This is a genomic window from Roseibium sp. (genome assembly GCF_025698965.1).
Taxonomy (GTDB): Bacteria; Pseudomonadota; Alphaproteobacteria; order Rhizobiales; family Stappiaceae; genus Roseibium.
Genome location: NZ_JAILWL010000371.1, coordinates 1 through 6589 on the forward strand (window position 1 = coordinate 1; position 6589 = coordinate 6589).

Genomic DNA, 6589 nt, shown 5'->3' on the forward strand with positions numbered 1-6589 from the left:
AACCCGTTCTTCACAACCGACAGCGGCGCAGCCTTGCGCGCTGCCGAGATGAAATGCGATGCGTTCCTGAAGGGAACACAGGTTGATGGCGTCTACTCGGAAGACCCCAAGGTCAATCCCGAGGCAGAACGTTACGAAACGCTTGGCTATGAAGAAGTCATCCAGCGCAATCTGAAGGTCATGGATACGACCGCGATTGCACTTGCGCGTGACAATTCCATTCCTGTTATCGTATTTTCGATTCACACGCCGGGAGCCTTGGTGAGTGTGCTTCAGGAAACAGGCACTTACACAGTCGTGGGTGACTGAAAGATTTAAGCCGGATCTCCGTTCAAGCTCTTGTGTTTCGGCGCGTTTATGCCATGTTGGCGCGCGCCGGGACTCTATTTAGCCAAGCACAAAACAATAGTGAGGATAAAATGTCGGTAGAAGGTGTCGATCTTGATGATTTGAAGCGCCGTATGCAGGGGGCACTTTCGGTTTTGAAGACCGATTTCGCTGGCCTTCGGACTGGCCGTGCCTCTGCTTCCATGCTGGATCCGATCTCTGTTGACGCTTATGGCCAGGCAATGCCGATCAACCAGGTGGGAACCGTTTCCGTACCCGAGCCACGAATGGTGGCAATCCAGGTCTGGGACAAGGGCATGGTTGCTGCGGTTGAGAAGGCAATCCGCGAATCGAATCTGGGTTTGAATCCGGTCGTGGACGGTCAGCTGCTGCGTTTGCCGATTCCTGAGTTGAACGAGGAACGTCGTCAGGAACTGATCAAAGTAGCCCATAAATATGCCGAACAGGCAAAAGTGGCGATCCGGCACGTTCGTCGCGACGGCATGGACCATGCCAAGAAAGCGGAGAAGGATGGTGAGATCTCGCAGGATGACAGTCGTGCTGCCTCCGATGAGGTGCAGAAACTGACTGATCAGATGATTGGCGAAGTGGACAGCATGCTGGAGAAAAAAGAGCAGGAAATCTCCCACGTCTAACCTTAACCTTTGCCCGCGAGTTGGGGGGGAACCCATGAGCGTCAGTCCGAACCGGAATCCGCAAACTCCTGCCGAGGAAGGTTCCACTTCGAAATTGCCGCGTCACGTTGCCTTTATCATGGATGGCAACGGGCGTTGGGCAACGGCGCGTGGGCTTCCGCGAACCGAAGGGCATCGCCAGGGACTTGAGGCGCTTCGCCGTGCGATCCGCCATGCGGGGAAAGTCGGTATCGAAGTGATAACGATTTACAGTTTTTCGTCGGAAAACTGGAGCCGGCCGGAAACCGAAGTCTCATTTCTCATGGGACTGCTGCGTCGGTTTGTCCAGCGCGACCTCAGCGAATTGCATGACGCCAATGTGAGGATCCGTATCATTGGAGGGCGGAGTGATCTTGAACCCGGCATATTGGCGCTGCTCGAAGAAGCGGAAGATCTGACAAAAAACAACACCGGATTGAACCTCGTTGTCGCGTTCAACTACGGAGCCCGCGCCGAACTTGTGCGCGCGGCGCAGAAACTGTCACAAAAAGTCTTGTCGGGCGAAATCCGATCGGAAGATATCTCCGAAGCGGCAATTACCGATGCGCTGGATACCAGCGGTTTGCCCGATCCGGACTTGATTGTGCGGACAAGCGGCGAAATGCGATTGTCCAACTTTCTTCTCTGGCAAGCCGCCTATTCAGAGTTTTATTTCTGCGACCAGCACTGGCCGGACTTTGACGAGGCAGCATTTGATGAAGCATTGAGCTGTTTCGGCAGCAGGCAGCGACGGTATGGCGGCGTTGACGCCAAGGCGTTGTGACGTCCGGCTCTCACTGATGGCAGATAAAGAAGATACCCCAAAAAAACAATCGGATCTTGGCCTAAGACTGATTTCGGCAGTCATATTGGGACCTCTGGTTCTCGCGATTACCTACTGGGGCGGTCCTGCCTACAGCCTGCTGATACTTGTCGCCGCGGTTTTGTTCCTTTGGGAATGGTTCACGATCACAGGTGGGCTTGAAAAGCCTGCCGCAGCCGGTACTGGCTTTGTCACTCTGCTTGCCCTTATCACGCTGTCATATCTTGGCTCCCCTGAGATAGGACTTGCCGTACTTCTTGCAGGAAGTGTGGCGGCCTACTTGCTTGCAGGAGCCGGTCGGACAGGCCGATGGGTGGCCGAAGGTGTGTTCTATAGCGGACTTGCCTTGTTTTCCCTGTTTGCCGCGCGCGAAGGCGTCTCGGGCCTGCTTTTCAGTTTCTTTTTGCTGTTCGTGGTATGGGCAACGGATATCTTTGCCTATTTCACTGGACGTGCGCTCGGCGGGCCAAAACTCTGGAAACAGGTTTCGCCGAAAAAAACCTGGTCGGGAGCACTCGGCGGGCTCGTGATCGCAACGATTTTCGGGGCGGGTGTCGTTTATGCGGCCGGAGCACAGAACATTTGGCTCTGGGCGTTGCTTGCTGCTGGACTATCTATTGTGTCGCAGGCTGGCGACTTGCTGGAATCGGCGATCAAGCGGCGCTTTGACGTCAAGGATTCAAGCCGTCTTATCCCGGGACATGGCGGTATAATGGACCGTATCGATGGTTTGGTGGCGGCAGCCATTTTCGCTGTTCTGATTGGATTGATTTCCGGTGGGACCTTTTCTGATCCGATTGCCGGATTGGGTCTGAGTTAGTTTGGAGTAAGTCATGGCGGCCGGTGCCACTATCGCCGATGCAAGCATGCCGACCCGGATTATCGTCCTGGGTGCGACTGGATCAATCGGTCAAAGTCTTGCTGACCTGATTGAACGAAACCCTGAAAAATTCGACGTTGTCGCGCTTGTCTCCAACCAGAATGCTTCTGGATTGGCCGAAATGGCAATCCGGTTGAACGCATCCTCGGCGGTTCTGGCTGATCCCGAACGCTACAGCGAACTGAAGGAGCGCCTGCAAGGCAGCAACATAGAAGTCGGCGCAGGTGAGACCGCAGTTCTGGAAGCCGTCGACCGGGATGCTGACCTGGTCGTCGGAGCGATTGTAGGCGCCGCCGGCCTGAGACCGACGCTCGCGGCTATCAAACCAGGGCGCAGAATTGCGTTGGCGAATAAAGAGTGTCTGGTTTGTGCCGGTGATCTTTTCATGGAGAAGATCAGGCAGACAGGGGCGGAGTTGCTTCCTGTCGATAGCGAACACAATGCTATTTTCCAGGTGTTTGAAGCAGACCAGGCAGAACAGATTGAAAAGGTCATTCTGACAGCTTCCGGTGGACCCTTCAGGACCTTTTCCAAGGCGGAAATGATTGGTGTTACTCCGCATCAGGCGTTGAAACATCCCAATTGGGATATGGGATCGAGAATTACGATCGATAGCGCCACGATGATGAACAAGGGATTTGAAGTCATCGAGGCTTCACACCTGTTTCCCATCGGACACGAGCAGCTTGAAGTACTGGTACATCCACAGTCGACCGTTCATGGCCTGGTTCAATACAAAGACGGATCGTTGCTTGCGCAGCTTGGCAGTCCGGATATGCGCACGCCTATCGCGCATTGTCTGGCATTTCCAGATAGAATGGCTGTGCCGGTAAAGCGCTTGAATCTCGCTGAACTTGGGACGCTTACGTTCGAAGCTCCCGATTTGGACAGGTTTCCTGCCTTGCGACTGGCGTTGGAAACGATGAAGGCGGGCGATGCCGCTTGCGCGGTATTGAATGCTGCCGACGAGGTTGCCGTCGAGGCGTTCCTGTCCGGTCAAATAGGATTTCTGGACATCCCGGCTGCAATTGAAACGGTTCTTGACGAATTGACATCCATAGGACGGCTAACCGCGTTTGCGGATGTTGAAGATGTGTTGGCACTGGACTTTGAAGCCCGACAGATGACCGGACGGTGGATCAATTCGAAGTGTGCATAGCGTTGATGCTGCTGGAAAATTCGATTCCGACCATTAACGCGCCGTAATTTTCTTTTTAGTAAAGTGGCCTTGAGTAACCAGGCTTGTGAAGGAACGGACATCTAGATGGAATTTCTACTTTCCACATATTCACTCGTTGTCGGCACGATCATTCCGTTTCTCTTCGTCCTAACGGTTGTCGTGTTCTTCCACGAGCTTGGACACTTTGCGGTCGCACGATGGTGTGGCGTTAAAGTGGATGCGTTCTCCGTTGGCTTCGGTCGTGAACTTCTCGGATACAACGACAAGAAGGGAACGCGCTGGAAATTGTGCCTCATTCCTCTTGGTGGATATGTGAAATTCGCAGGCGATGAAAATGCCGCGAGCGTGCCGAGCCGCGAGATGATTGCTCAAATGAGCGAGGAAGAACGGAAAACAGCGTTCGTTGCCAAGCCTATCTGGCAACGCGCCGCGGTCGTTGCGGCCGGACCTATTGCCAACTTTCTTCTCGCAATTGTGATTTTCACTGTCCTTTTCGTATCTGCCGGCAAACAGGGGGTGCTTCCGATTGTGGAAGAGGTGTTCCCGGGGGGCGCGGCAGCTGAAGGCGGATTGCAGGCAGGCGACGTCGTCAAGGAAATCAACGGGCGCGACATCCAGACGTTTGGCGACATGCGCCAGGTTGTCCTTATGAGCGCCAATACGCCGCTTGTGTTTGAAGTCGACAGAGGCGGGAAGCTGGTGTCGATGACTGTGACGCCAAACGCGAAGGTCAAGGAAGTCTTTGCAGGAGAGCGGCAAGAGGCCGGTGACATCGGGGTGCGCGGTAGCAGTAATCCCCAGGATTTCATCCGGATAAAATATAGCCTTTTGGGCGCCGCCGGTGAAGGCGTGAAGGAAACCTACAGGATCATGGAAGGGACTGTGGGTTATGTCTGGGGGGTGATAACCCAGCGTCAGTCAGCCGACCAGCTTGGCGGCCCAATCCGGGTTGCTCAGGTCTCCGGCAAAGTGGCCGAGTTTGGCATTTTACCGCTGATCTCCCTGGCCGCGGTTCTTTCAGTCAGCATAGGTCTAATAAATCTGGCACCCGTTCCGATTCTTGATGGTGGGCACCTGGTTTTTTATGCCGCTGAAGCCATTCGCGGAAAACCACTCAGTGAGCGGGTGCAGGATGTTGGATTCAGGATTGGTTTAGGCTTGGTACTTATGCTCATGGTCTTCGTGACGTGGAAGGATATTGCGAGGCTTGTGAGTCCGGATTCCTGATAGCCGTGACATTGACGCAACGTCTTCAGACTAAATCGCTTTCAGCCCGGAAGGGCGGTTGCGTTATCGGCAAAAACCTATAAAACGTTCGTCGGTTCTCGAGAATCTGCTGGGGTGACTGCGGGTTCTCGTGAGGGGTATTATAACAAAGGCATAGCGCAATAATGCAGCGATTGCAGAAGTTTACACGGGCCGTATTGTTGGCGGCAGCCGTATTTTCGATTGGGTCGGCCTTGCCGCAGGTCTTCGGGCCGTTGTCTGTGGTTACACAGGCGGAAGCGGCTGTTGCCCGGAGCATCCAGGTGCAGGGCAATACCCGGGTGGAAGACGAAACCGTCATCAGCTACATGACCATCGTTCCCGGACGCTCCTACAGCGCGTTTGATGTCGATGAGTCTCTGAAGGCGTTGTATGCAACCGGCCTGTTCGCCACGGTTGATATCACCCCTCGTGGCAACACAGTGATCGTGACTGTTACCGAGAACCCGATCATTAATCGGGTTTCCTTTGAGGGTAACCGCAAGATTAAGGATAACGCTCTCGAAACAGCGGTCCGGTCTCAGCCGCGGTCGATGTTGTCGCGTGCGAAAGTGCAGGCTGATGTTCAGAATATCCTGGAGGCTTATCGCCGGTCCGGCCGGTACGGCGCTTCCGTGGATCCACAGATCATTGATCGTGGTCAGAACCGCGTCGATCTCGTTTTCGAGATCAACGAAGGTGAGAAGACCGGTGTCGAACGCATCAGCTTCATTGGCAACAAGGCTTTCAGCGACGGCCGTCTACGTGATGTGGTTCGTACACGGGAAAGCGGTCTGCTGAGCTGGCTGCGCAGCACCGATACCTATGATCCCGACCGTCTGGCTGCCGACGAAGAGTTGCTGCGCCAGTACTACAACAAAAAGGGTTATGCGGACTTCCGTATCGTGTCCGTCAGTGCCGACCTTGATCGTGAGCAGAACATTTTCTACGTCACGTTCACTGTTGACGAAGGCGAGAAATACGAAATCGGCGACGTGGAAATCGTCTCCACGATCGATGAAGTCGATCCGGAAGAACTGCGTCGATTGATCCGGACTCGCAGTGGACAGACCTTCAATTCGCTGCGCGTCGAGCAAAGTGTCGAAGACATCACTCTGCGAATTTCCGAAGAAGGTTACGCCTTCGTCCTCGCGGTGCTCGTGATTATGAGAACAACACGATCTCGCTGATTTACTACATCGAAGAAGGCCCGCGCGCTTACATCGAGCGGATCAACATCATCGGGAACGATCGTACCCGCGAATATGTCATTCGCCGCGAATTCGACATCGCCGAAGGGGATGCATTCAACAGGGCTCTTGTCGACAAGGCTGAGCGGCGTTTGAATAATCTCGGGTTCTTCGAAAGGGTGTCGATCACGACCCAGCAGGGTAGTGCTGCCGACCGCGTGATCGTCAATGTTCGTGTCGAGGAAAAACCAACCGGCGAGATTTCGTTCG

Annotated in this window: 7 protein-coding genes and 1 pseudogene; all 8 read left to right on the plus strand. The window is 54.4% G+C overall.

From position 1 onward, the window contains the following. Positions 1-309, plus strand: a pseudogene (pyrH, locus tag K5905_RS24130) (UMP kinase); the annotation flags it as partial. A gap of 110 nt (positions 310-419) precedes the next feature. Beyond that, positions 420-983, plus strand: a complete 564-nt coding sequence (gene frr / locus K5905_RS24135) for a ribosome recycling factor (RefSeq protein WP_297588792.1) — start codon at positions 420-422, stop codon at positions 981-983. Between the two features lie 34 nt (positions 984-1017). Continuing rightward, a complete protein-coding gene (locus tag K5905_RS24140; protein ID WP_297588780.1) occupies positions 1018-1785 on the plus strand; it encodes an isoprenyl transferase in 768 nt (255 codons plus the stop codon). A gap of 16 nt (positions 1786-1801) precedes the next feature. Further along, a complete protein-coding gene (locus tag K5905_RS24145; RefSeq protein WP_297588783.1) occupies positions 1802-2644 on the plus strand; it encodes a phosphatidate cytidylyltransferase in 843 nt (280 codons plus the stop codon). A 13-nt stretch (positions 2645-2657) separates the two neighbouring features. Then, positions 2658-3863, plus strand: coding sequence for a 1-deoxy-D-xylulose-5-phosphate reductoisomerase (locus tag K5905_RS24150; protein WP_297588786.1), 1206 nt, complete (start codon positions 2658-2660; stop codon positions 3861-3863). 105 nt (positions 3864-3968) lie between these two features. After that, positions 3969-5111 carry an RIP metalloprotease RseP gene (gene rseP / locus K5905_RS24155; RefSeq protein WP_297588789.1) on the plus strand — a complete coding sequence of 381 codons (1143 nt, stop codon included), beginning with the start codon at positions 3969-3971 and terminating at the stop codon, positions 5109-5111. 164 nt (positions 5112-5275) lie between these two features. After that, positions 5276-6319: an outer membrane protein assembly factor BamA gene (gene bamA, locus K5905_RS24160; protein WP_367187016.1), complete on the plus strand. Its 1044-nt coding sequence runs from the start codon at positions 5276-5278 to the stop codon at positions 6317-6319. Between the two features lie 80 nt (positions 6320-6399). Further along, positions 6400-6589: POTRA domain-containing protein (locus K5905_RS31645; RefSeq protein WP_367187017.1), on the plus strand; the 190-nt coding region annotated here is incomplete at its 3' end.